Source organism: Streptomyces sp. NPDC101225 (assembly GCF_044767585.1).
Lineage (GTDB): Bacteria > Actinomycetota > Actinomycetes > Streptomycetales > Streptomycetaceae > Streptomyces.
Window position 1 is genome coordinate 212,330 of sequence record NZ_JBIWOE010000009.1, and the last position, 22,954, is coordinate 235,283.

General features: G+C 71.7%; 24 protein-coding genes and 1 riboswitch. Of the genes, 14 read left to right on the forward strand and 10 right to left on the reverse strand.

The window, feature by feature from the left end; translation table 11 throughout:
• Nucleotides 1-133: 133 nt before the first annotated feature.
• The 7 genes from frr (at nucleotide 134) to ACIRPX_RS16225 (ending at nucleotide 7,646) form a co-directional block, all read left to right on the forward strand.
• On the forward strand, nucleotides 134-691 hold the full coding sequence (frr, locus tag ACIRPX_RS16195) for a ribosome recycling factor (protein ID WP_380854729.1): 558 nt from the start codon (nucleotides 134-136) through the stop codon (nucleotides 689-691).
• Nucleotides 691-1,827, forward strand: a complete 1,137-nt coding sequence (locus ACIRPX_RS16200) for a phosphatidate cytidylyltransferase (protein ID WP_404194085.1) — start codon at nucleotides 691-693, stop codon at nucleotides 1,825-1,827. Before frr ends, ACIRPX_RS16200 begins: the two co-directional genes overlap by 1 nt.
• Before the next feature lie 110 nt (nucleotides 1,828-1,937).
• Nucleotides 1,938-2,399, forward strand: a complete 462-nt coding sequence (locus tag ACIRPX_RS16205) for an SRPBCC family protein (RefSeq protein ID WP_404194087.1) — start codon at nucleotides 1,938-1,940, stop codon at nucleotides 2,397-2,399.
• Between the two features lie 139 nt (nucleotides 2,400-2,538).
• Nucleotides 2,539-3,645: a 23S rRNA (adenine(2503)-C(2))-methyltransferase RlmN gene (gene rlmN, locus ACIRPX_RS16210; RefSeq protein WP_404194089.1), complete on the forward strand. Its 1,107-nt coding sequence runs from the start codon at nucleotides 2,539-2,541 to the stop codon at nucleotides 3,643-3,645.
• A 48-nt stretch (nucleotides 3,646-3,693) separates the two neighbouring features.
• Nucleotides 3,694-3,801: riboswitch (TPP riboswitch) on the forward strand.
• Nucleotides 3,802-3,888: 87 nt separating this feature from the next.
• The gene (locus tag ACIRPX_RS16215) at nucleotides 3,889-4,968 is read left to right on the forward strand and encodes a thiamine ABC transporter substrate binding subunit (protein ID WP_404194091.1); all 1,080 of its coding nucleotides are present in this window, start codon (nucleotides 3,889-3,891) and stop codon (nucleotides 4,966-4,968) included.
• 44 nt (nucleotides 4,969-5,012) lie between these two features.
• The gene (locus ACIRPX_RS16220) at nucleotides 5,013-6,614 is read left to right on the forward strand and encodes an ABC transporter permease (protein WP_404194094.1); all 1,602 of its coding nucleotides are present in this window, start codon (nucleotides 5,013-5,015) and stop codon (nucleotides 6,612-6,614) included.
• A complete protein-coding gene (locus ACIRPX_RS16225; RefSeq protein WP_404194097.1) occupies nucleotides 6,615-7,646 on the forward strand; it encodes an ABC transporter ATP-binding protein in 1,032 nt (343 codons plus the stop codon).
• Between the two features lie 75 nt (nucleotides 7,647-7,721).
• Here ACIRPX_RS16225 and ACIRPX_RS16230 read toward each other — a convergent pair whose 3' ends face one another.
• From ACIRPX_RS16230 to ACIRPX_RS16260, 7 genes are all read right to left on the reverse strand, one after another.
• Nucleotides 7,722-8,375 carry an LAETG motif-containing sortase-dependent surface protein gene (locus tag ACIRPX_RS16230; protein WP_404194099.1) on the reverse strand — a complete coding sequence of 218 codons (654 nt, stop codon included), beginning with the start codon at nucleotides 8,373-8,375 and terminating at the stop codon, nucleotides 7,722-7,724.
• Nucleotides 8,376-8,558: 183 nt separating this feature from the next.
• Nucleotides 8,559-9,680: an LOG family protein gene (locus tag ACIRPX_RS16235; protein ID WP_404194102.1), complete on the reverse strand. Its 1,122-nt coding sequence runs from the start codon at nucleotides 9,678-9,680 to the stop codon at nucleotides 8,559-8,561.
• A gap of 115 nt (nucleotides 9,681-9,795) precedes the next feature.
• Nucleotides 9,796-10,203 carry a VOC family protein gene (locus tag ACIRPX_RS16240; protein ID WP_404194105.1) on the reverse strand — a complete coding sequence of 136 codons (408 nt, stop codon included), beginning with the start codon at nucleotides 10,201-10,203 and terminating at the stop codon, nucleotides 9,796-9,798.
• 95 nt (nucleotides 10,204-10,298) lie between these two features.
• Nucleotides 10,299-11,651, reverse strand: coding sequence for a hypothetical protein (locus ACIRPX_RS16245; RefSeq protein WP_404194108.1), 1,353 nt, complete (start codon nucleotides 11,649-11,651; stop codon nucleotides 10,299-10,301).
• On the reverse strand, nucleotides 11,633-12,373 hold the full coding sequence (locus ACIRPX_RS16250; RefSeq protein ID WP_404194110.1) for an ABC transporter ATP-binding protein: 741 nt from the start codon (nucleotides 12,371-12,373) through the stop codon (nucleotides 11,633-11,635). The genes ACIRPX_RS16245 and ACIRPX_RS16250 overlap by 19 nt, the downstream gene beginning before the upstream one ends.
• Nucleotides 12,374-12,565: 192 nt before the next feature.
• A complete protein-coding gene (locus ACIRPX_RS16255; RefSeq protein ID WP_404194112.1) occupies nucleotides 12,566-13,930 on the reverse strand; it encodes an aspartate aminotransferase family protein in 1,365 nt (454 codons plus the stop codon).
• A gap of 19 nt (nucleotides 13,931-13,949) precedes the next feature.
• Entirely contained in the window at nucleotides 13,950-14,465 is a 516-nt protein-coding gene (locus ACIRPX_RS16260) for an Lrp/AsnC family transcriptional regulator (protein WP_404194114.1), read from the reverse strand.
• A gap of 168 nt (nucleotides 14,466-14,633) precedes the next feature.
• On the opposite strand from ACIRPX_RS16260, the gene ACIRPX_RS16265 reads away from it, so the two are divergent.
• Nucleotides 14,634-16,073, forward strand: coding sequence for a gamma-aminobutyraldehyde dehydrogenase (locus ACIRPX_RS16265; protein WP_404194117.1), 1,440 nt, complete (start codon nucleotides 14,634-14,636; stop codon nucleotides 16,071-16,073).
• Between the two features lie 162 nt (nucleotides 16,074-16,235).
• Nucleotides 16,236-17,426 (forward strand): spermidine/putrescine ABC transporter substrate-binding protein, encoded by a 1,191-nt coding sequence (locus tag ACIRPX_RS16270; protein WP_404194119.1) that lies wholly within the window; start codon nucleotides 16,236-16,238, stop codon nucleotides 17,424-17,426.
• 13 nt (nucleotides 17,427-17,439) lie between these two features.
• Here ACIRPX_RS16270 and ACIRPX_RS16275 read toward each other — a convergent pair whose 3' ends face one another.
• Nucleotides 17,440-18,105, reverse strand: coding sequence for a YceI family protein (locus tag ACIRPX_RS16275; RefSeq protein ID WP_404194121.1), 666 nt, complete (start codon nucleotides 18,103-18,105; stop codon nucleotides 17,440-17,442).
• A gap of 241 nt (nucleotides 18,106-18,346) precedes the next feature.
• Between ACIRPX_RS16275 and ACIRPX_RS16280 the strand changes: the two genes are divergently transcribed.
• The 5 genes from ACIRPX_RS16280 to ACIRPX_RS16300 all read left to right on the forward strand — a co-directional run bounded on the left by ACIRPX_RS16280 (nucleotide 18,347) and on the right by ACIRPX_RS16300 (nucleotide 21,018).
• Nucleotides 18,347-18,721 (forward strand): sortase-dependent protein, encoded by a 375-nt coding sequence (locus ACIRPX_RS16280; RefSeq protein ID WP_404194123.1) that lies wholly within the window; start codon nucleotides 18,347-18,349, stop codon nucleotides 18,719-18,721.
• Nucleotides 18,718-19,338, forward strand: a complete 621-nt coding sequence (locus ACIRPX_RS16285) for a class F sortase (protein ID WP_404194125.1) — start codon at nucleotides 18,718-18,720, stop codon at nucleotides 19,336-19,338. Before ACIRPX_RS16280 ends, ACIRPX_RS16285 begins: the two co-directional genes overlap by 4 nt.
• Before the next feature lie 121 nt (nucleotides 19,339-19,459).
• Entirely contained in the window at nucleotides 19,460-19,951 is a 492-nt protein-coding gene (locus ACIRPX_RS16290) for an RNA polymerase sigma factor (RefSeq protein ID WP_404194128.1), read from the forward strand.
• Nucleotides 19,935-20,465: a hypothetical protein gene (locus ACIRPX_RS16295; protein WP_404194131.1), complete on the forward strand. Its 531-nt coding sequence runs from the start codon at nucleotides 19,935-19,937 to the stop codon at nucleotides 20,463-20,465. The genes ACIRPX_RS16290 and ACIRPX_RS16295 overlap by 17 nt, the downstream gene beginning before the upstream one ends.
• A gap of 31 nt (nucleotides 20,466-20,496) precedes the next feature.
• Nucleotides 20,497-21,018: a hypothetical protein gene (locus ACIRPX_RS16300; RefSeq protein ID WP_404194134.1), complete on the forward strand. Its 522-nt coding sequence runs from the start codon at nucleotides 20,497-20,499 to the stop codon at nucleotides 21,016-21,018.
• Here ACIRPX_RS16300 and ACIRPX_RS16305 read toward each other — a convergent pair.
• Complete coding sequence (locus ACIRPX_RS16305) at nucleotides 21,000-21,695, reverse strand: glycerophosphodiester phosphodiesterase (RefSeq protein ID WP_404194136.1); 696 nt, start codon at nucleotides 21,693-21,695, stop codon at nucleotides 21,000-21,002. The two genes, ACIRPX_RS16300 and ACIRPX_RS16305, sit on opposite strands and share 19 nt — an antisense overlap.
• Before the next feature lie 67 nt (nucleotides 21,696-21,762).
• Nucleotides 21,763-22,827: an adenosine deaminase gene (locus tag ACIRPX_RS16310; RefSeq protein ID WP_404194138.1), complete on the reverse strand. Its 1,065-nt coding sequence runs from the start codon at nucleotides 22,825-22,827 to the stop codon at nucleotides 21,763-21,765.
• Between the last annotated feature and the right edge of the window lie 127 nt (nucleotides 22,828-22,954).

A 22,954-nucleotide genomic window follows, 5' to 3' on the forward strand; every position in this document is an offset into this window, starting at 1 on the left:
TACGGACCCTGACCGGGGGATGGACAATGTCCTGCCGGTCGGGAACCGTGCAGGAAGAAGACGCGACGCAGCCGGCCGCCGCCCCACCAAGGAACCGCAGCCGGGCCTTACTCAAGACACGCAGGAGCAAGTGGTGATCGAAGAGACCCTCCTCGAGGCCGAGGAGAAGATGGAGAAGGCCGTCGTGGTCGCCAAGGAGGACTTCGCAGCGATCCGCACCGGCCGTGCGCACCCGGCGATGTTCAACAAGATCGTGGCCGACTACTACGGCGCGCCGACGCCGATCAACCAGCTGGCTTCGTTCTCCGTGCCGGAGCCGCGCATGGCGGTCGTCACCCCGTTCGACAAGTCGGCCCTGCGCAACATCGAGCAGGCCATCCGCGACTCCGACCTCGGCGTCAACCCGAGCAACGACGGCAACATCATCCGAGTGGTGTTCCCCGAGCTCACCGAGGAACGCCGCCGCGACTACATCAAGGTCGCCAAGGGCAAGGCCGAGGACGCGCGCGTGTCCATCCGCTCCGTCCGCCGCAAGGCCAAGGACGCGATCGACAAGATGATCAAGGACGGCGAGACCGGCGAGGACGAGGGCCGCCGTGCGGAGAAGGAACTCGACGACACCACGCACAAGTACGTGGCCCAGGTCGACGAACTCCTGAAGCACAAGGAAGCGGAGCTGCTCGAGGTCTGATGAACGACTCTTCCTGGGGAGCGCCGCCGCACACCGGTTCACAGCCCGGGTACTGGGGGCCGTCGGACCAGGGGCCTGTCCAAGGGGCTGCCCCGGCGGGTCCCGCGTACGATGCGCCTGAGGCGCAGCAGACTCGCCCCATGCCCATCGTGCCCGAGGGACCCGCGTACGGCGGTGACCAGGATGACGACCGGGGGGCCGCTCGGCTGAGCGGCCCCTTGTTCCGCGACGAGACCCCGCAGGCGCCGCCCTACGGGGTGGTGCAGCAGAATCCGGAGCCCATGCCCGACGCCCCGCAGCCGGCGCCCCCGCCGCAGAAGAAGAGCGCGGGGCGCGATCTGAGCGCGGCCATAGGGGTCGGCGTCGGACTCGGCGTGGTGATCATCGCGTCCCTGTTCGTCGTCAAGGCCGTCTTCGTCGGGGTCGTCGCGGTCGCCGTCGTGGTGGGCCTGTGGGAGCTGACCAGCCGGCTCGAGGAGCGCAAGGGCATCAAGGCGCCGCTGGTCCCGCTGGCGCTCGGCGGTGCCGCGATGGTGGTCGCCGGGTACGTCCGGGGCGCCGAGGGCGCCTGGGTCGCGATGGCTCTGACCGCCCTGGCCGTCCTCGTCTGGCGCATGACGGAACCGCCCGAGGGCTACCTCAAGGACGTCACGGCGGGCGTCTTCGCGGCGTTCTACGTGCCGTTCCTCGCCACCTTCGTGGCCATGATGCTGGCGGCCGAGGACGGCCCCTGGCGGGTGCTGACCTTCCTGCTGCTGACGGTGGTCAGCGACACGGGCGCGTACGCCGTCGGCTGGCGCTTCGGCAAGCACAAGCTGGCGCCGCGCATCAGTCCCGGCAAGACCCGCGAGGGGCTGCTCGGCGCGGTCGGCTTCGCGATGGTCGCGGGCGCGCTGTGCCTGCAGTTCCTGATCGACGACGGCGTCTGGTGGCAGGGCCTGCTCCTGGGCCTCGCGGTCGCCGCCAGCGCCACGCTGGGCGACCTCGGCGAGTCGATGATCAAGCGGGACCTGGGCATCAAGGACATGGGCACGCTGCTGCCCGGCCACGGCGGCATCATGGACCGCCTGGACTCGCTACTGCCGACCGCGCCCGTGGTGTGGCTGCTGCTGGTCCTCTTCGTCGGCTCCGGCTGACGGCACGGAACGTCCCGCCGGCCGATGGCGTCACCGTCGGCCGAGTGGGACGATTCTGCTGTAAGCCCTCAAAAGGGATCATCCGCGGATCATCCTGAAAGGGGGGCGTCATGTCCGCCTTCCATGAAGAGATCGACGTCGACCGGACTCCCGAGGACGTCTGGGCGTACGTCATCGATCCCTCCCATCTGCCGGAGTGGCAGCTGAGCGCGGTCTCCGCCGAGCAGCTCGACGCCGGTCCGCTCCACCCCGGCTCACGGGTCAGGGTCACCCGCCGGGTCGGACGCCGCGAGATGCCGATGACCATGGAGTTCACCGAGTACGAGCCGCCGCACAGCTGGGGGCTGCGCGGCGTCGACGGCCCGGTCAGGGGCACCTTCCACGGGGCGGTGGAGCCGCTCGACGACGGCCGCCGCGCCCGTTTGACGATGGACCTGGACTTCGAGGGGCACGGCATCGGAAAGGTCCTGCTGCCGCTCCTCGTCCGCCCCCAGGTCCGCAAGGAACTCCCGCGCAACGAGCAGCTCCTCAGGAACAAGCTGGAGCACACGGCGAGCGACTCTCAGCAGTAGCCGACGGGCGACGCTCCCCACCGGTCCACGGCCCACCCGACCCCCCGCCCCGGCCACCGATGCGGTGCCTGCGCCGGTGCGGGGGCACACCTGCGGCGGCAGGTTGTCACACCAGTCGATCTGCGACACTGGTACCGCCATGCCTAAGCCCGGAGAACTCACTTTCGTAGCCCCCCGCGGAGCCAAGAAGCCGCCGCGGCATCTTGCCGATCTCTCGCCCGCCGAGCGCAAGGAGGCGGTCGCCGAGATCGGGGAGAAGCCGTTTCGTGCCAAGCAGCTCTCGCAGCACTACTTCGCGCGGTACGCGCACGACCCGGCGGAGTGGACCGACATCCCCGCCGGTTCGCGCGGCCGGCTGCAGGAGGCGCTGCTGCCCGAGCTGATGAGCGTCGTACGGCATCTGTCGACCGACCAGGGCACCACCCGCAAGACGCTGTGGCGGCTGTTCGACGGGACGCTCGTCGAGTCCGTGCTGATGCGGTACCCGGACCGGGTCACCATGTGCATCAGCTCGCAGGCCGGCTGCGGGATGAACTGCCCCTTCTGCGCCACCGGGCAGGCCGGGCTGGACCGGAATCTCTCCGCCGCGGAGATCGTCCATCAGATCGTGGACGGGATGCGGGCCCTCAGGGACGGGGAGGTGCCCGGCGGGCCGGCGCGGCTGTCCAACATCGTCTTCATGGGGATGGGCGAGCCCCTCGCCAACTACAAGCGGGTCGTCACGGCGATCCGCGCGCTCACCGACCCGGCCCCGGACGGGCTCGGGCTCTCGCAGCGCGGCATCACCGTCTCGACCGTCGGGCTCGTGCCGGCCGTCCACCGTCTCGCCGACGAGGGACTGAAGTGCCGGCTGGCGATCTCGCTGCACGCCCCCGACGACGAGCTGCGCGACACCCTCGTCCCCGTGAACACGCGGTGGAAGGTGCGCGAGGTCCTCGACGCCGGGTTCGAGTACGCCGGCAGGAGTGGGCGCCGGCTCAGCATCGAGTACGCGCTCATCCGGGACATCAACGACCAGGCCTGGCGCGGCGACCGCCTCGGACGGCTGCTCAGGGGCAAGCCCGTGCACGTCAACCTGATCCCGCTCAACCCGACGCCCGGCTCGAAATGGACCGCCTCCCGTCCCGAGGACGAGAAGGCCTTCGTCGAGGCCATCGCCGCACACGGTGTACCGGTGACGGTCCGGGACACCCGGGGGCAGGAGATCGACGGGGCCTGCGGTCAGCTCGCGGCCACCGAGCGGTAACCTGAGCCGGTACGAACACCCGTACCGAACACCCGTACACACATCTGCATATTCCGACAGGGGAGCGCCACAGCGCTGAGAGTGCGGCAACCGGGCCGCAGACCCTCTGAACCTTGCCCAGGTCATTCTGGGTAGGAAGTTCGGTGATCACTCAAGCTGTTGCGCCCTGCCCGGGAGCCGTCGGCCCTGTCCGCCGGTCCCGGGCAGGGCCGCGTCTCTTCCTGGTCAGCCAGGAGGAATTCGGTGAACAACTACAGGAAGCTCGCGGCAGCCGCCGTGGGTCTCGGCCTCGTCACGCTGTCCGCCTGCGGGTCCTCGTCCGGCAGCGGCGGCTCCGGCGGCTCCACGTCCGTCACCCTCGTCAGCCACGACTCCTGGGCCGTCTCGAAGAGCGTCCTCGCCGACTTCGAGAAGCGGTCCGGCTACACGGTCCACGTCCTCAAGGACGGCGACGCCGGGCAGGCCGTCAACAAGGCCATCCTCACCAAGGACAACCCGCAGGGCGACGTCTTCTTCGGCGTCGACAACACCCTGCTCTCGCGGGCGCTCGACAACGGCCTCTTCCAGCCGTACGAGGCGAAGGGCTCCGACATGATCCTGCCGGAGTTCCGCGTCGACCAGGCCAAGCACCGGGTCACCCCCATCGACTCCGGCGACATCTGCGTCAACTACGACAAGGCGTACTTCAGCAAGCACGGGCTGACGCCGCCGCAGTCGTTCGACGACCTGGTCAAGCCCGAGTACAAGAACCTCCTCGTCACGGAGAACGCCGCCACCTCCTCGCCGGGTCTCGGCTTCCTGCTCGGCACGGCCGCCCGGTACGGTGACGGCGGCTGGCAGGGCTACTGGAAGAAGCTCAAGGCCAACGGCGTGAAGGTCGTCGACGGCTGGGAGCAGGCCTACAACGAGGAGTTCTCCGGCTCGGCCGGCGGCAAGAAGGCCAAGGGCGACCGGCCGCTGGTCGTCTCCTACGCCTCCTCGCCCCCCGCCGAGGTCATCTACGCCGACCCGAAGCCGAAGACGGCGCCGACCGGGACGGCGTACGGCACCTGCTTCCGGCAGATCGAGTACGCGGGACTGCTCAGCAACGCCAAGAACACCAAGGGCGGCAAGGCGCTGCTGGACTTCCTGGTCAGCAAGGAGTTCCAGGACGACATGCCGCTGAACATGTTCGTCTACCCGGTGCGCAAGGCCGCCCGGGTTCCGGCCGAGTTCCAGAAGTACGGGCAGCCGGCCAAGGACCCGGAGCGGATGGCGCCCGGCAAGATCGCCGAGAACCGTGACCAGTGGGTCAAGTCGTGGACGTCACTCGTACTGAAGTAGCCGTCCGTGCCCGGCGCGCGGGGAGCGCGGCGCGGCTCGGCCTCATGGCCGTGCCCGTCGCGTTCTTCGCGCTGTTCTTCGCCTGGCCCGTGGCCGCGATCGTGGCGCGCGGGCTCAAGGTCGACGGCACCTGGCGGTTCGGCCGGATCGCGGACGTCGTGGCGCAGTCCGACATCCGGCACGTCCTGTGGTTCACCACCTGGCAGGCGCTCGCCTCGACCGCGCTCACGCTGCTGATCGCGCTCCCCGGCGCATACGTCTTCGCGCGCTTCGACTTCCCCGGCAAGCAGGTGCTGCGGGCCGTGGTCACCGTCCCGTTCGTGCTGCCGACGGTCGTCGTCGGTACGGCCTTCCTCGCGCTCGTCGGCCGCGGAGGGTTCCTCGACGCACTGTGGGGGGTACGGCTGGACACCACCGTGTGGGCCATCCTGCTCGCGCACGTCTTCTTCAACTACGCCGTCGTCGTCCGTACCGTGGGCGGCCTGTGGGGCCAGCTCGACCCGCGGCAGGAGGAGGCCGCGCGGATGCTGGGCGCCTCGCCGCTGCGGGCGTGGCGGAGGGTGACGCTGCCCGCGCTCACGCCCGCCGTCGCCGCGGCCGCGCTCATGGTCTTCCTCTTCACCTTCACCTCCTTCGGCGTGGTGCAGATCCTGGGCGGGCCCACCTTCTCCACGCTCGAGGTGGAGATCTACCGGCAGACGTCCGAGATCTTCGACCTCTCCACCGCCGCGGTGCTCACCGTCGTGCAGTTCCTGGCGGTGGGCGCGATCCTCGCGGTGCACGCCTGGACCGTACGGCGGCGCGAGACGGCCCTGCGCCTGGTCGACGCGTCCGTGACCGCGCGGCGGCCGCGCGGGGCGCGGGAGTGGGGGCTGCTCGCCGGCGTCCTCGCCACCGTCGCCGTGCTGCTCGTGCTGCCGCTCGCCGTGCTGGTGCAACGGTCGCTGGACGCCCCGGACTTCGGCTACTACCGGTCGCTGACCCACGACGGCGGCGGCACCTTCCTCGTCCCGCCGATCGAGGCGATCGGCAACTCCCTCCAGTACGCGGCCGCCGCCACCGCCATCGCGGTGCTGATCGGCGCTCTCGCCGCCGCGGCCCTCGCCCGCCGGGACGCGGGCCGGCTGGTGCGTGCCTTCGACGCGCTGCTGATGCTGCCGCTGGGCGTCTCCGCGGTGACCGTCGGCTTCGGCTTCCTGATCGCCCTCGACAAGCCGCCGCTCGACCTGCGCGCCTCCTGGATCCTGGTGCCGCTCGCCCAGGCGCTGGTGGGCGTCCCCTTCGTGGTGCGGACCATGCTGCCGGTGCTGCGGGCGGTGGACGCGCGGCTGCGGGAGGCGGCGGCCGTGCTCGGGGCGTCTCCCTGGCGGGTGTGGCGGGAGGTCGATCTGCCCCTGGTACGGCGGGCGTTGCTGGTCGCGGCGGGTTTCGCGTTCGCCGTGTCGCTCGGGGAGTTCGGGGCGACCGTGTTCATCGCGCGCCCCGACAATCCGACGCTGCCGGTCGCCGTGGCGCGGCTCCTCGGACGCCCGGGAGACCTCAACTACGGGCAGGCGATGGCCCTTTCGACGATTCTGATGGTGGTGTGCGCGGTGGCGCTGCTGGTGCTGGAGCGGTTGCGTACCGATCGGACGGGGGAGTTCTAGATGCTGCTGAGCCTGCGGGAGGCGACGGTCCGCTTCGGCGGCCGGGCCGTGCTCGACGCCGTCGGCCTCGATGTCGCCGAGCACGAGATCGTGTGTGTGCTCGGGCCCAGCGGCAGCGGCAAGTCGACGCTGCTGCGGACGGTGGCGGGGCTGCAGCCCCTCGATGGCGGCCGGGTCTCGCTCGACGGCCGGGACCAGACGGGCGTGCCCGCCCACCGGCGGGGCGTGGGCCTGATGTTCCAGGACCACCAGCTCTTCCCGCAGCGGGACGTGGGCGGCAACGTCGCCTTCGGGCTGCGGATGCGCGGTGCCTCCCGCCCCCAGCAGGAGGAGCGGGTGGGGGAGTTGCTGGATCTCGTCGGCCTCCCGGGGGCCGCCCGCCGGGCCGTCGCGTCCCTCTCCGGCGGGGAGCAGCAGCGGGTGGCGCTGGCCCGGGCGCTCGCGCCCCGTCCCCGGCTGCTGATGCTGGACGAGCCGCTGGGGCAGCTCGACCGCTCGCTGCGGGAGCGACTGGTCGTCGAACTGAGGGAACTCTTCGGGCGGTTGGGCACCACCGTCCTCGCCGTGACGCACGACCAGGGCGAGGCCTTCGCGCTCGCCGACCGGGTCGTGGTCATGCGCGACGGGCGGATCGCGCAGTCCGGTACCCCGCTGGAGGTCTGGCAGCGGCCCGCGGACGCGTTCGTGGCCCGTTTCCTCGGCTTCGACAACGTGGTCGAGGGCGCGGTGGCCGGCCAGGCCGCGGACACCCCGTGGGGCAAGCTGCCGGTGCCCGAGGACACCCCCCAGGGCCCGCGCACGCTCCTCGTGCGCCCCGCCGGCGTCCGTCTGGTCGCCGCCGACCAAGGTCTGCGCTGCACGGTCGCCGCGCGTACCTTCAAGGGCACCCACGTCGCCCTGCGCCTCCAGCCTCAGGAGGCGCCGCGCCTGGAGGCGGCGTGCGCGCTGCGGGCGGCGCCGGAGGTCGGGGACACGGTCGGTGTGGAGTTCGACGCGGCCGAGATCGTCGTACTGGCCCGACCGTCGGCCTGACGGTACGCCTGACACGACCGTGGCCCGTCCCCCGGGGATACGGGGACGGGCCACAGCGGCAGTGCGGGTCGGGCGTCAGCCCTTGGTGCTCGCGCCACGACGACGCATGCCGAAGAAGACGGCGCCGCCGCCGACCACGACCAGGGCGCCCGCGACACCGGCGATGAGGCCGGTGTTGGAGTTGGCACCGGTCTCGGCCAGGTTCGAGTCACCGGCCGCCGGGGACGGCGCGTTGCTCGAGGTGCCGGCCGGAGCGGAGCTGCTCTCCGAGGCGGACGGGGTCGCGCTCGGGGTCTCGTCGGCCGGAGGCGTGCTGCTCTCCGACTGCGACGGGGTCGGCTCGCCCTTCGAGCAGCCCTCGGAGGGGGTCGTCAGGTTCGGCGTGATGTCCTTGTCGACGATCGGGCGGTTCTTGTTCTTCCCGGCCGTGACGTGGACGCGGTACTCGGCGTTCGGCTTCCAGTCCTCGTTGAAGGTGACGGTGACGCCCTCACGGGAACCGGTGACCTCCTGCTCACCGACCTTCTGGACGTCCGCGCCGTTGTTCTCGAGGAACACGGTGATCGTGGCCGGGGTGCCGGAGCCGTCCTTGTCGGTGACGGTGATGACGCCCTGGGTGCCGTCGCACTTGGCTTCGGCGGAGAACTCGCTGATGTTGCAGGCGAGCGCGCTGCCCGCGGCGCTCAGGGCGAGCGCGGAGGAAGCGGCGGCGACGCCCAAGATCTGCACGGAACGACGGGTTATGGACACGTTTGCCCTTCACGGGATGTTCAACTGCGGGGGGCTGACATGGGAAGTGAATCATCGTCGGAGGCGAAGCCTCACTCTCCCCAAGAGACTCACAGGTCTATAAGCGTTCCATAAGGAGTGTCAATGCGTAGGCGGGGCCCGGCCGTTGGCTTTGCCTTCTTATTAACCGCAGAGACGTTTCAACGCCTCCGGAGCCTCCTCGATACGGTCAACGAGGGCGATACGGGACTCCATCGACCGTTCCCGGGCGAGCGCCCGCAAGAGGGGCCACGTGGGCAGCCGCTCCGTCCAGTGCGCGCGGTCGACGAGCACCATGGGCGTCGGTTCGCCGCGTGACTCGTAGTAGTTGGGCGTCGCGTTGTCGAAGATCTCCTGTACGGTCCCGGCGGCACCCGGCAGGAAGATCACGCCCGCGTTGGAACGGGCCAGCAGGCCGTCCTCGCGGGTGGCGTTGGCGAAGTACTTGGCGATGTGCGACGCGAAGGCGTTCGGCGGCTCGTGGCCGTAGAACCAGGTGGGGATGCCCACGGAGTGGTTGCCCTTCGGCCAGCGCGTCCGGATCTCGAAGGCGGCCTGGGCCCACTCGGTGATCGAGGGCGTGAAAGAGGGTGCCTTGGCGAGCAGTCGGAGGGCCTCGTCCAGCATCGCGTCGTCGTACGGCGCCGTGTACGCGCCCAGGTTCGCCGCCTCCATCGCGCCCGGGCCGCCGCCGGTCGCCACGGTGAACCCGGCGCGGCTCAGCTCCCGGCCCAGGCCCGCGGCACCGGCGTACACCTCCGTGCCGCGCTTCATCGCGTGACCGCCCATGACGCCCACCACCCGCGCGCCGCGCAGGAGTTCGTCCAGGGCGTCGGAGATGGAGTCGTCGTGGACGGCGCGCAGCATCGAGGCGTATATGTCGCCGTCGGCCCTGGTGCGCCGGAACCACGCGTAGGCGAGGGCGTCCGGGGTGTGCGCGTAGCCCTGCTCCAGCGAGGCGAACAGGTCGGCGGGCGTGTAGAGGTGACCGCGGTAGGGGTCGAAGGGCAGGTTCGGGACGGGCGGGAAGACCAGGGCGCCGTCGCCGCGGATCTTCGCCGCCGCCTCCTCGCGCATCGCGCAGCCGAGGAAGACGGCCCGGGCGGTGTCGGTGGTGAGCAACTCCCGCGTACGGTCGGTCAGATCGACGGCCTGCACGCGGCATCCGGCGAGGGTGCCGCGCGCCGAGACGGTCGCGTCGAAGTCCTCGAGCGTCTCGATCTCGTGCTCGTCGTGGTGGGCCGCATGGGCCGGGCTCGTGTGCACGGGCCCATGCTAGGCACCGCGTGCTCCGGCGGAGGGTGCCCAGCCCGCGGCGAGGAGGCGGGGGTGCGGGGGCCGCCGCCCGTCGCACCGGGCGGCCGAGGCGGTACGCCGCGGCTCAGCCCTGGACGGCCGCCGGGTCCATCCACATGACCTCCCAGGAGTGGCCGTCGAGGTCGTCGAAGGAGCGGCCGTACATGTAACCGTGGTCCTGGACGTCGTCGTTGGCGGTGCCGCCGGCCGCGACCGCCTTGCCCACCAGTTCGTCGACCTTCTCGCGGCTCTCCGCGCTCAGGCAGATCAGCACCTCGCTGGTCTTCGTGGAGTCCGCGATCTCCTTCTTCGTGAAGTCCGCGTAGCGCTGCCTGCCGAGCAGCATCGCCACGATGGTGTCGCTGATCACGACGCAGGCGCAGTCGTCCGTGCTGAACTGCGGGTTGATCGTGTAGCCGAGCTCCGTGAAGAACCTCTTCGACGCGGCGACGTCGTCGGTGGCCAGGTTCACGAAGATCATCTGCTGGTACATGCGAGCCTCTTCCCTCGGGCGGATGCCGGTCGCGGGGGTAGACCGGTGGCCCGCGCGGAACTCATCGGTTCCCGGGGATCGTGTGCCACCACGGATCAGCGGGCCAGCGGAAGCGCCGCCAGCTCGGCCACGACCAGGGTCAGCGGGCCGAACACGGCGAGCAGGGCGCCGGCCCGCAGCCCGGCGGCACCGCGCAGCATCGTCACGGGCGCGCCGAGCCGCAGCAGCGCGGCCGTGGTGTCGGACCGGGCCTGCCTGGCCTCGACGGCCGCGGTCAGCAGCGTGGTCACCGCGCAGCCGGCGACGAGCAGCGTGCCGAGGGTGGTGAGCGGGCCGAAGCCGGGCCGGTCCGCGTCGAACAGCGCCGCCATGGCGACCATCCCGGAGGCGACCGCGCAGAGGACACCGAGCGGGCGTCCGATGCGGGTGGCCTCCTCCATCAGCACGCGGCCGGCGAGCAGCCTCAGGGCGCCGGGGCGCGCCGACTGCAGCAGGCGGCCGCACAGATGGGTCAGGCCGGGGCCTGCGAGGGCGAGGCCCAGGGCGGTGAGGACCCAGCCGATGAGGATGCCGGGCGCGCCGGTGGCGAGACCGCCGGGCAGGGCGAGCCGGGAGCCGCCCGTCGCGCCCCCGGCGTAGGCCTCGACGGCCAGGCCGGCGGCCAGGACCGCGACACCCCAGGGCAGTCCCGCGGGCGGGTGGCGCGGAGCCGGAGGCCGGGCGGGGTCCGGGTCGGGGTCGGGTGCGGGGGCGGCCGGGCGCTCGGTGGGCGCGGACATGACCGCCGCGGGCAGGACGGCGTCGGCGGACCGGTGGCCCGTGCTGCCGCCGCGCAGGCGCGCGCCGAAGCGGCCGTACGCGCCGAAGGTCTCCTGCGCCACCGACCTGCCGTACGCGCCGAAGCGGCCGTAGCCCCTCGGCGCCGCGGCCGGACGGGCGTCGCGCGGGCGCAGGACCAGCGCCACGGTGGTCGAGGCGATCGCCGGCACCAGCGCCAGCAGGGTCAGGGCCGCCGGGAAGGGCAGCGGCCGGCCCGCGGCGAGGAAGGCGGCGGCCGTCCCGCCGACGGGCCCGCCCGCGACGTCGCCGCGCAGCTGGAGGAAGACCAGCAGGGCCAGCAGCGAGCCCAGTGCGCAGGACAGGGCCGTGGTGGCCGCCGAGATGGTCATCAGGCGCCCCGGGCCCAGGCCGACGGCCGAGAGGCCGGGACGGGGCCTGGTGGCCGGGTCGGTGCGGGCCACCGCGGTCGCGAGGTGGACGGTGGCGGCCAGCGGGGTCAGGCACCAGGCGAGCCGCAGCGCCGAGGAGGCGGGGCTCTCGGCGTGGCTCATCGCGTAGCCGAGGACGCACAGCAGGAGGAAGCCCGTCCCGGCCGACGCCAGCGCCACCAGCGCACGGCGCAGGTGCACGGCCGGGTGGGCGCCGCGGGTCAGACGGAGAGCGAGCACGCGGCCCGGCCTTCCGTCTCGGTGACCGGGGGCAGGTGGACCGTCTTCACGCGGCGGCCGTCCAGCAGCGACACCGTGCGGTCGGCGAGGGCGGCGGTCTGCGCGTCGTGGGTGGCGAGCACCACCGTGATGCCGTGCGAGCGGGCCGCCGTGGTGAGCGTGCGCAGCACATGGGCGCGGTCGGCGCGGTGCAGCGGCGCGGTCGGCTCGTCGGCGAACAGCACGGTGGGGGCCGGGGCGAGGGCCCGCGCGATCGACACGCGCTGCCGCTCGGCCTGCTTCATCGCGTGCGGGCGCAGCCGGGACTTGTCGCCGATGTCGAGGCGCTCCAGCCACTCCAGCGCGGCGGTCTTGGCGCGCCGGCGGCTGGTGCCGCGGAGCATCAGCGGGAGGGCGGCGTTCTCCCAGGCGTTGAGTTCCGGCACGAGCACCGGGGCCGGGTCGATCCAGCCGAAGCGGTCGCGGCGCAGCCGCTCACGGGTCATCGGGCCCATGGTGTGCACCGGCACGCTGTTGAACCACACCTCGCCGCGCCGGACCGGCACCAGGCCGGACAGACAGCGCAGCAGCGTCGTCTTGCCGCTGCCCCGGGGGCCGCCGACGGCGACGATCTCGCCCTCGCGGACGCCGAGCGAGACACCGCTGAGGCCCGGCGAGCCGTCGCTGTGCTGGAAGTGCAGGGCGCGTGCCCAGAGCACGTCGTTGTCCGGCGGGGCCTCCATGGGCGTACACCTCGTTCAGATCCGTAGTTCCCGTGCCTTTCCCCCAGGCGGGGGAACGAAGGCTGGGCCGATCGGTTACCAGGCACGCTAAGGAGCCGGGGCCGCTGCGCCGGACAGCACGCGGCCCGGGGGCACCCTTCTCACTCGTACGGGTGCACCCCGGGCCGTATGACCGGGCGGAGGCGGCGGAGCCTAGAGCTTCGTCCACGCCTCCGTCAGCGTCGCGCGCAGGATCTGCTCGATCTCGTCGAAGGTCCCCTGGTCGGAGATCAGCGGCGGGGCGAGCTGGACGACCGGGTCGCCGCGGTCGTCGGCACGGCAGTACAGGCCGTTGTCGTAGAGCGCCTTGGAGAGGAAGCCGTACAGGACGCGCTCGGTCTCCTCGTCGTTGAACGACTCCTTGGTGTTCTTGTCCTTCACCAGCTCGATGCCGTAGAAGAAGCCGTTGCCGCGGACGTCGCCGACGATCGGCAGGTCGTGCAGCTTCTGCAGGGTCTGCAGGAAGGCGCCCTCGTTGTCGAGCACGTGCTGGGTGAGGTTCTCGCGCTCGAACAGGTCGAGGTTGGCGAGGCCGACGGCCGCGGAGACCGGGTGGCCGCCGAAGGTGTAGCCGTGCAGGAAGGTGTTGTCGCCCTTGTAGAACGGCTCGGCCAGGCGGTCGGAGATGATGCAGGCGCCGATCGGGGAGTAGCCCGAGGTCATGCCCTTGGCGCAGGTGATCATGTCCGGCACGTAGTCGAACTTGTCGCAGGCGAACATCGTGCCGAGGCGGCCGAAGGCGCAGATGACCTCGTCCGAGACGAGCAGCACGTCGTACTGGTCGCAGATCTCGCGCACGCGCTGGAAGTAGCCGGGCGGGGGCGGGAAACAGCCGCCGGCGTTCTGCACGGGCTCCAGGAAGACCGCGGCGACCGTGTCCGGGCCCTCGAAGAGGATCTGCTGCTCGATCTGGTCGGCGGCCCAGCGGCCGAAGGCCTCCGGGTCGTCGCCGAAGATCGGGGCGCGGTAGATGTTGGTGTTCGGGACCTTGTGCGCGCCCGGGACCAGCGGCTCGAACGGGGCCTTCAGGCCCGGCAGACCGGTGATCGACAGGGCGCCCTGCGGGGTGCCGTGGTAGGCGACCGCGCGGGAGATCACCTTGTGCTTGGTGGGCTTGCCGACCAGTTTGAAGTACTGCTTGGCGAGCTTCCAGGCGGTCTCGACCGCCTCGCCGCCACCGGTGGTGAAGAAGACCTTGTTGAGGTCGCCGGGCGCGTAGTCCGCGAGCCGCTCGGCCAGTTCGACGGCCTTCGGGTGGGCGTAGGACCACACCGGGAAGAACGCCAGCTCCTGCGCCTGCTTGAAGGCGGTCTCGGCCAGTTCCGTGCGGCCGTGACCGGCTTGGACCACGAACAGGCCCGCGAGACCGTCGAGGTAGCGCCTGCCCTTGTCGTCGTAGATGTAGGTGCCCTCGCCCCGGACGATGGTCGGGACCGGGGCGTTCTCGTACGAGGACATGCGGGTGAAGTGCATCCACAGGTGGTCGTACGCGGTGCGGCTGAGGTCCTTGCTGCTCACGGTTATCGGGTCCTCACGGTTATCGGGTTCCCCACATGTAGGTCTGCTTCTTGAGCTTCAGATAGACGAAGCTCTCGGTGGAGCGCACGCCGGACAGCGCCCGGATGCGTTTGTTGATGACGTCCAGCAGGTGGTCGTCGTCCTCGCACACGATCTCGGCGAGGATGTCGAACGAGCCCGCGGTCATCACCACGTACTCGACCTCCGGCATGGTGGTCAGCGCGTCCGCCACCGGTTCCAGGTCGCCCTCGACGTTGATGCCCACCATCGCCTGCCTGCGGAAGCCCACGGTGAGCGGGTCCGTGACGGCGACGATCTGCATCACGCCCTGGTCGAGCAGCTTCTGGACGCGCTGGCGCACGGCCGCCTCGGAGAGGCCCACGGCCTTGCCGATGGCGGCGTACGGCCGGCGGCCGTCCTCCTGGAGCTGTTCGATGATGGCGAGGGAGACGGCATCCGGATGAGGAGTGCCGTTCCTGGACTCGCGGGAGTCCCGCTGCTCTGCGTTTCGACTGGCCACCAGCTCACTGTGCACGACGTCTCGGCAGTTCCGCAAGGCCGGAGCAATGAAATTCGTTGTTTACGAGACGGAGACTTGCGGATTTCGCAGAAACGGCCCGAGTGGGGGTGTTGAAAACGTCGGCGTGCGGATTAGGGTGGGTGTCTCAGCCAATGGACAGCTCGACCTGACAGGAGGCCGGCAGTGAGCACCGAGCTGCGTCGTCTGCGCAACTACATCGACGGTGAGTTCCGGGACGCCGCCGACGGACGGACCACCGAGGTGGTCAACCCCGCGACGGGCGAGGCGTACGCGACCGCGCCGCTGTCCGGCCAGGCGGACATCGACGCCGCGATGGCGGCCGCCGCCGCGGCCTTCCCGGCCTGGCGCGACACCACCCCCGCCGAGCGGCAGAAGGCCCTGCTGAAGATCGCGGACGCGTTCGAGGAGCGGGCCGAGGAGCTCATCGCGGCCGAGGTGGAGAACACCGGCAAGCCGATCGGACTCACCCGGTCCGAGGAGATCCCGCCCATGGTCGACCAGATCCGCTTCTTCGCGGGCGCGGCCCGGATGCTGGAGGGGCGCTCGGCCGGCGAGTACATGGAGGGCCTGACCTCCATCGTCCGCCGCGAGCCGGTCGGCGTCTGCGCGCAGGTCGCGCCGTGGAACTACCCGATGATGATGGCCGTGTGGAAGTTCGCCCCGGCCCTCGCGGCCGGCAACACGGTCGTGCTGAAGCCGTCGGACACCACCCCGGCCTCCACCGTCCTGATCGCCGAGATCATCGGCTCGATCGTGCCCAAGGGCGTCTTCAACGTCGTCTGCGGCGACCGCGACAGCGGCCGTCTCATGGTCGAGCACCCGACCCCGGCGATGGCGTCGATCACCGGCTCGGTGCGGGCCGGCATGTCGGTCGCCGAATCCGCCTCCAAGGACCTCAAGCGCGTCCACCTGGAGCTCGGCGGCAAGGCGCCGGTCGTCGTCTTCGACGACACCGACATCGCGAAGGCCGTCGAGGACATCTCGGTGGCGGGCTTCTTCAACGCCGGCCAGGACTGCACGGCGGCCACCCGCGTCCTCGTCCAGGAGGGCATCCACGACGAGTTCGTCGCGGCGCTCGCGAAGGCGGCCGCCGAGACCAGGACCGGTCAGCCGGACGACGAGGACGTGCTGTTCGGCCCGCTCAACAACCCGAACCAGCTCAAGCAGGTCTCCGGGTTCATCGAGCGCCTGCCCGCCCACGCCAAGGTCGAGGCGGGCGGCCACCAGGTCGGCGAGAAGGGTTACTTCTACGCTCCGACCGTCGTCTCCGGGCTGAAGCAGGACGACGAGATCATCCAGAAGGAGGTCTTCGGCCCGGTCATCACCGTCCAGTCCTTCACGGACGAGGACCAGGCGGTGGAGTGGGCCAACGGCGTCGAGTACGCCCTCGCCTCCTCGGTGTGGACCAAGGACCACGGCCGCGCGATGCGGATGTCCAAGAAGCTCGACTTCGGCTGCGTGTGGATCAACACCCACATCCCGCTGGTCGCGGAGATGCCGCACGGCGGCTTCAAGAAGTCCGGCTACGGCAAGGACCTGTCGGCGTACGGCTTCGACGACTACACGCGGATCAAGCACGTGATGACGTCGCTGGACGCGTAGGGCCCACGGCGTGAGGCGCGGCCCCGGACGGCAGGTTCCGTCCGGGGCCGCGCCGCTTCCCGGGCGTCGCCCCCGGATGATCGACAGGGTGTCCGGACTGCGCCGGTGGACTCGACGCCGCGTCGATTGCCCGGGCCGTCACGGGGGCGGCATGCTGCGGCAATGCCCTCCTCAGCGAAGAACGCCGCCCTGTCCCGCCGGTCCCTGCTGCGTGCGCTGGGCGGGGGAGTGGTGCTCGGCGGACTGGCCGGGTGCGGGGTGCCGGCCGCCTACGTGGCGCCCGGTGAGCGCGCCGTGGCGGACCTGTCGGCCACGGACAGGCGGCTGGTCTGGGCGAACTGGCCGCTGTACATCGACACCGACGACGACGACCCCAACCGGCGCCCCACCCTCGAAGCCTTCGAGCAGCGCACCGGGATCTCCGTCGAGTACACCGAGGAGATCAACGACAACGACGAGTTCTTCGGCAAGATCAGCCCCGCCCTGATGAACCATCAGCAGACCGGCCGCGACCTGATCGTCATGAGCGACTGGATGTGCGCGAGATTCGTACGGCTGGGCTGGGTCCAGGAGATGGACCGGACGAAGCAGCCGAACGTGGCCGCGCACCTGGACCCGCTCCTGCGCTCACCGGCCTTCGACCCCGGCCGCAGGTACTCCGTGCCGTGGCAGTCCGGCATCACCGGCATCGCCTACGACCGCCGCAGGCTGGGCCGCGAGATCCGGCACGTCTCCGAACTGTGGGCGGACGACCTCAAGGGCCGTGTGACCCTGCTGTCCGGCCTCGACGAGGCGTTCGCGCTGCTGATGCAGGGCAACGGCGTCGACATCACCCGGTGGACCGCCGACGACTTCCACCTGGTCTGCGACCAGGTGGAGAAGTACGTCGCGCAGGGCCGCATCCGCCGCTTCACCGGCAACGACTACACCAAGGACCTGGTCAGCGGAGACGTGCTGGCCTGCCAGGCCTACTCGGGCGACGTCATCCAGCTCCAGGCGGACAACCCGCACATCCGCTTCGTCGTCCCCGAGGAGGGCGCGGAGCTGTGGTCCGACTCCCTGATGGTCCCGGACCGCGCCCGGCACAAGCGCAACGCCGAGCGTCTCATCGACTACTACTACGCCCCCGAGGTCGCCGCCGACCTCGCGACCTGGGTCAACTACGTCTGCCCCGTCCCGGCCGCCCAGCACGTCCTCGCCGAAGCCAAGGACGAGGACACCGCGGCCCTCGCCGAGAACCCGCTGATCTTCCCGGACGCACGGATGCGCAAACGACTGGCGATCGCGCGTGACATCACGTCGCAGGAGCGGGTGGAGTTCGCGAAGCGGTGGAACAGCATCGTGGGGCTGTAGCGGGAGGGACCGGTCAGGCGGGGTCCGCGCGGATGGCGGCGATGTCGAACTGCAGGCGCACCTTCTCGCTCACCATCGCACCGCCCTCCGCCAGCTTCTGACTGTAGGTCAGGCCCCATTCGGAGCGGTTGACGGTGGTCGTGCCGTCGAATCCCACCCGCTGCATGCCGAACGGGTCGGTGACGTGCCCGATGTAGGTGAGGTCCAGGTCCACGGGCCGGGTGGTGCGCTTGATGGTGAGGTCGCCGGTCATCCGGTAGACGTCGCTGCCCAGCAGCCGCACCGCCGTACTGACGAAACGCATCTGCGGGTAGTTCCTGGCGTCCAGGAAGTCGCGGCCCACCAGATGGGCGTCGCGCTGCTCGACCCCGGTGTCCACCGACCCGGTGGACATGACGATCTCGGCGCGGGAGCGGGACGGGTCACGGCCGTCGAAATGGAGCCGGCTCTCGTACTCGGTGAACGCCCCGCGGACGGTCGTCACCATGGCGTGGCGCACGGAGAAGCCGATACGGCTGTGCGCGGGATCGATGATCCACTCCCCGGTCAACGCGGCCAGCGCCGGGGCAGGCGCACCGGCCGTGGGGGGAAAGGCCGGTGGTTCCGGGGCGAGTCGGGGGGCGGGTGCGGTGGGGGGAGCCGGGCGGCGCAGGGTCGCAGCTCGGGTGAACAGGTTCATGATTCACGTATCTACGTCATGGCGGAAACGGCCGCAAGGCACCTTCAGGACCCGCGCACACGGTCGTCACCAAATAGCCCCCGAGCGGCACGGAATGGCCGCCGGGCAGCCCGCCGTGACGGCGATCCCGAGGGCTTTGCCCGCTCTTTACAACCAGTTCGGGGGCCGCCTCGTCTCTCCGCTCGACAGTCACCCAGCCCGCCGGTCGACCACCGCGCGGGCCGACGAAAGAGAGCGATTCATGCGCCGAACGGGCCTCAGTGCCATGGCACTTGCGTGCACCGCCGTCCTGGCGGGCGCGGTGCCCGCCTTCGCCGACGGGGCGAGCGCGACCCCGAGCCCGGCCCGGAGCGCCACCCGCGCCCCGAGCCCCGTCCCCTCCTCCGACCGGGCGAGCACCGTGCCCAGTGCCGTCCCGAGCGCCGCCCCGACCCGTGCGCCGCGGTCGGGCCAGGTCTCCGTCGTGCCGAGCGGCGCGCCCGACACCGGTGTGGCGCCGACGCGTTCGGACTCCCACGGGACGGGCGCGCTGGTCGGCGGGGGCGCCGCCGCGGCCGTCGTCCTGGGTGGCGGCGCGGTCTTCCTCGTACGCCGCCGGCAGGCGAGCGGGGCGTGAGCCCGTTCTCCAGGTCCGCCCTCGCCGCCGTGGCGCTGGCCGCGCTGCTCGTGGGCTGCGGCGGCCCCGGTGCCACGGCCGGCGGCCCCGCGGACGGGAGCCGGCCGAGCGCACCGTCGTCCTCCGCGCCGCCCGCCGCCGGGCGGGTGTCCGCGGTGGGGCGATCGGTCCCGGTCAGGCTCCGGATACCGGCCATCGGGGTGGACACCCCGGTCATCAAGCTGGGTCTGGCCGGGGACGGCACCGTCCAGGTGCCGCCGATCGCGGCGCACGACCGGGCCGGCTGGTACCGGCACTCGCCGACGCCGGGGCAGACCGGTCCGTCGGTGATCCTCGGCCATGTCACGGTCGGCGCCTACGGGGACGGCGTCTTCCGGCATCTGAAGGACCTGCGCCGGGGCGCGCGGATCGTGGTGCGCCTGGAGAACGGCACGGCTGCGGAGTTCACCGTGACCGGCGTGCGGACGGTGGCGAAGGACCGCTTCCCGTCGGACGAGGTCTACGGCGACGTGGACCGGCCGGAGCTGCGGCTGATCACCTGCGGCGGCGCACGGACCGGTGACGGCTACCGCGACAACGTGATCGTCTTCGCGCAGCTGAGCTCCCCGGGCGGCTGAGGGGCCGCCCCGGTCCGCGTCCGCCCCGACGTCCCATGGAGGCCGGGCCGACGGAACGTACGCCGTCGGTCCGGACTCTTCCCCAGGAGACCCCACGAGCCCCCCACACCCCGGGAGAACGTTGAAACGGTCCCGCGAGAAGGCCGCGTCCGAGCTGTTCGCCGCCCTCTACCCGCGTCTCGCCGGCTGGGTCCGCCGGCTGGTCGACGACGACGAGACGGCTCACGAGATCGCCTCGGAGGCGTTCACCCGGCTGTGGGCCCGCTGGACGTCGGTGGCCGAGCCGCGCGGCTTCCTCTACGTCACCGCGGCCAACCTCGTCCGGGACCACTGGCGCAAGCTGGAGCGCGAACGCAGGGCGGTGCGGCGGGCGACCACCGAGGCCGCGGTGACCCCGCCCCCCGAACAGGCCGACCCCTCGGTGCGGTTGCTCGTGCAGTCCCTCCCGGAACGGCTGCGCGTCCCGATCCTCCTGCACTACTACGCTGACATGCCCATCCGGGAGGTGTCCGTGCTCACCGGACGCAAGGAAGGAACCGTCAAGGCCGACCTCCACACGGCCCGTGAACTGCTCCGTGCCCACCTGAGGAGAAGCCTTGATCACACACCCTGACGAGGGCCCGGACCACGACCCCGACGACCCGCTCACCGTCATCCTGCGGCCCCCCGGCGCGTACCTCGGCGCACCCCCCGGCCGCTACGAGGCGATCCGCCGCGGCGCGTCCCGCCGCCGTCTGCTGCGCGCCGCCGCCGGGGCCGCCGTGACCTGCGGTGTCGCCGCCCTGGCGCTCCTGCCGCTGCGGCTGGCCGGCTCCGGCGGCGCGGGCTCACCCGCGGTGCCGCTCGCGCCCCCGCCCGCGAGCAGCCCGGCGGCGCCGCACCGGTCCGCCTCGCCCGCCCCGCGGAGCCCGCGCCCGGCCCGGGATCCCGGCACCACCGCGCCGACGGCCGTACCGACCACCCGTCCGAGCACCGCGTCCGGTGCCCGCCCGTCCGCGAACGCCCGTGTGAGCCCGTCCGCCTCCTCCGGGCAGAGCGTCACCCGGGCCCCGTCGGGGGCGCCGTCGACCGCCCGGACACGCGACACCTCGACGCCGTCCGCCGCCACCCGCCGGTCAACATTTTGAACATGTTCAATTCCGGGCGTACGCTACCGCCATGAGCGACAGAGCCGCCCTGCTGAAGGGCATCCGTGCCTGGTTGGTCCTCTTCGTCGTCTGCCTGGTGCTCAGCGGCGCCACGGCCTTCCCCCTCGTCCACGAACTGCGCTGGACCGAGGACCTGCTGCGGTCCCTGTCCGTGCCGGAGCACCTCCCGGCCGTCATGGACTGGATCGTGCGCGTCCGGCACGGCCTCGACACCGCCGACACCGACTACCCCTTCCTCCTCTACGGCACCGACTGGCTGGCCTTCGCCCACCTCGTCATCGCGGTCGCCTTCTACGGCCCCTACCGCGATCCCGTCCGCAACATCTGGGTCGTCGAGTTCGCCATGATCGCCTGCGCCGGGGTCATCCCCCTCGCCCTGATCTGCGGACCGCTGCGGGGCATCCCGTTGTGGTGGTCGGTGCTGGACATGTCGTTCGGGGTCCTCGGAGTGATCCCGCTCTACGTCGTCCGCAGGAAGATCAAGCGGCTGGAGGCGCTCGGCCCGGCGGTGCCTCAGCTCGCGCCGGCGTAGTCCCGCAGAGCGCACAGCACGTCGACGCGGTTCGTCGTGATCGAGTCGACGCCGACCTCGATCAGCCGGAGCATGGAGCGCCGGGTGTCCGGGGTCCAGACGGACAGGAGGTAGCCGTCGTGGTGGACCCGGGCGGCGAGGTCCCTGCCGACCAGCGAGAAGCGGTAGTTCAGCCAGCGCGGGCGCACCGCCGCCAGCAGCGCCGGCCGCGGCGGGGCCAGCGTCTGCCAGGTCAGCGCGATCTCGGCCGACGGGTCGGCCGCCCGGACGGCGAGCATGGCCGGGGCGTCGGCGCAGTAGTACACGCGGTCCCGCGCCCCGGCCTCGCGCACGGCGTCCGCGATCCGGCGGGCCGTCCGCACCTCGCGGGTCCCCGGCAGGTCGAGCATGACCCGGCTGCCGCCGGTCGCGGCGAGCGCCTCGGCCAGTGTCGGCACGCCGCCGCCGGTGAGACCGCGCACCTCGTCCGCGGACAGCGAGGAGAGGGGCCGCTCGTGCTCCCACAGCCGTTTCAGCGTCCGGTCGTGCAGGAGCACCGGGACGCCGTCCTTGGTCAGCCGTACGTCGATCTCGACGGCGTCCGCGCCCTGGGCGAGCGCGGAACGCAGCGAGTCGATCGTGTTCTCGCGGACACGGTAGGGGGCGCCACGGTGGGCCACGGCGGTCACGTTCTGCATGGCCCTCATTGTGCGGGTTCCCGCGCGGCGGCCCCTCCAGGGGTGGCGGCCGGCCGGCGGCCGGGGGTCAGGGCGCGAGCCACGCCGAGGTGTAGGCGTCGATCTCGTCGCGGATGCGGGCCTTGCCCGGCTCGTCCAGGAAGGAGACGTCGACCGCGGTCTTCGCCAGTTCCGCCAGGGCCCGCTCGTGCAGGTTCAGCAGCCGGGCGGCGACCGCGTACTCGGTGTTGAGGTCGGTGCCGAACATCGGCGGGTCGTCGGAGTTCACGGTGATGACGATCCCCGCCCGCGCGAACTCCTTGATCGGGTGCTCCTCCAGGGTGCGCACCGCGCGCGTGGCGATGTTGGAGGTCGGGCAGACCTCCAGCGGGATGCGGTGCTCGGCGAGGTGCGCGAGGAGTTCCGGGTCCTGGAAGGAGTGGGTGCCGTGCCCGATGCGCTCGGCCTGGAGATGGGTGAGCGCGTCCCACACGGTCTCCGGACCCGTGGTCTCACCTGCGTGCGGCACCGAGTGCAGGCCGGCGGCGACCGCGCGGTCGAAGTACGGCTTGAACTGCGGCCGCGGCACGCCCACTTCGGGCCCGCCGAGCCCGAACGACACCAGGCCCTCCGGCCGCAGCCGGTCGTCGGTGGCGAGCCGTGTCGTCTCCTCGGCGGCCTCCAGACCCGCCTCGCCGGGGATGTCGAAGCACCAGCGCAGCACGGTCCCGAACTCGGCCTCGGCCGCCTTGCGGGCGTCCTCGACGGCATCCATGAAGGCGCGCTCGTCGATGTTGCGGCGGGTCGAGGACCAGGGCGTGATGGTCAGCTCGGCGTAGCGCACCTGCTGCCGGGCCAGGTCGCGGGCGACCTCGTACGTCAGCAGCCGTACGTCCTCCGGGGTGCGGATCAGGTCGACGACGGACAGATACACGTCGATGAAGTGGGCGAAGTCCGTGAACGTGAAGTAGTCGACCAGGGCCTCGGGGTCGGAGGGCACCCGGGAGTCGGGGTGGCGGGCGGCGAGTTCGGAGACGATCCGGGGGGAGGCGGAGCCGACGTGGTGGACGTGCAGTTCGGCCTTGGGCAGTCCGGCGATGAAGGAGTGCAGGTCGCGCGGTGCTGCCGCGGACGCGTCAAGGTGCTCGGTCAAGGGTTCCTCCCCGAAAGCGGCGCCCCGTGGCGGTTTCGGCCGGGCGGGACGCGGGTGATCGGCTGATCGGTGACTCGCGGATCATCGTAGGCCGGGGCATCCGGCTTCCGGCCCCCGCTCCACGGCG

What these genes read in the sequence shown, in the direction of transcription:
- rlmN (WP_404194089.1), top strand. Translation starts at nt 2,539, where the DNA reads ATGCCTAAGCCCGGAGAACTCACTTTCGTAGCCCCCCGCGGAGCCAAG.
- ACIRPX_RS16280 (WP_404194123.1), top strand. Translation starts at nt 18,347, where the DNA reads ATGCGCCGAACGGGCCTCAGTGCCATGGCACTTGCGTGCACCGCCGTC.
- ACIRPX_RS16200 (WP_404194085.1), top strand. Translation starts at nt 691, where the DNA reads ATGAACGACTCTTCCTGGGGAGCGCCGCCGCACACCGGTTCACAGCCC.
- ACIRPX_RS16205 (WP_404194087.1), top strand. Translation starts at nt 1,938, where the DNA reads ATGTCCGCCTTCCATGAAGAGATCGACGTCGACCGGACTCCCGAGGAC.
- ACIRPX_RS16275 (WP_404194121.1), bottom strand. Translation starts at nt 18,105, where the DNA reads ATGAACCTGTTCACCCGAGCTGCGACCCTGCGCCGCCCGGCTCCCCCC.
- ACIRPX_RS16250 (WP_404194110.1), bottom strand. Translation starts at nt 12,373, where the DNA reads ATGGAGGCCCCGCCGGACAACGACGTGCTCTGGGCACGCGCCCTGCAC.
- ACIRPX_RS16220 (WP_404194094.1), top strand. Translation starts at nt 5,013, where the DNA reads ATGGCCGTGCCCGTCGCGTTCTTCGCGCTGTTCTTCGCCTGGCCCGTG.
- ACIRPX_RS16240 (WP_404194105.1), bottom strand. Translation starts at nt 10,203, where the DNA reads ATGTACCAGCAGATGATCTTCGTGAACCTGGCCACCGACGACGTCGCC.
- ACIRPX_RS16225 (WP_404194097.1), top strand. Translation starts at nt 6,615, where the DNA reads ATGCTGCTGAGCCTGCGGGAGGCGACGGTCCGCTTCGGCGGCCGGGCC.
- ACIRPX_RS16270 (WP_404194119.1), top strand. Translation starts at nt 16,236, where the DNA reads ATGCCCTCCTCAGCGAAGAACGCCGCCCTGTCCCGCCGGTCCCTGCTG.
- ACIRPX_RS16300 (WP_404194134.1), top strand. Translation starts at nt 20,497, where the DNA reads ATGAGCGACAGAGCCGCCCTGCTGAAGGGCATCCGTGCCTGGTTGGTC.
- ACIRPX_RS16305 (WP_404194136.1), bottom strand. Translation starts at nt 21,695, where the DNA reads ATGCAGAACGTGACCGCCGTGGCCCACCGTGGCGCCCCCTACCGTGTC.